1 protein-coding gene is annotated in these 201 nt (G+C 65.7%); it reads left to right on the top strand.

The genetic code is table 11. The features are described 5' to 3' along the window. On the top strand, positions 1-201 hold a 201-nt coding region (locus BN358_RS26040), incomplete at both ends, for a hypothetical protein (protein ID WP_198018361.1).

Raw genomic sequence — 201 nt, 5'->3', positions numbered from 1 at the left:
TGATGGCATCTGCTACGTGCAGCACGGCCAGGAGCGCACCATCGACGTACCGAAGTCGGAGGCGACCGGCAAGCGCGGCGGCATCCACAACGCGGTGACCCGGATCCTGTTCAAGCCGACCCACCTGATCGGCGCGTACGCCCACCAGTCCTACGCGTTCAACTACCTCGGCCCCACCGGTGTCCAGCGAGACATCGTCTC

It is taken from the genome of Sedimentibacter sp. B4, from assembly GCF_000309315.1.
GTDB classification, from domain to species: Bacteria; Bacillota; Clostridia; order Tissierellales; family Sedimentibacteraceae; genus Sedimentibacter; species Sedimentibacter saalensis.
Note: the sequence above shows the minus strand (reverse complement) of the source record. Positions and strands in the feature narration are given on the sequence as shown.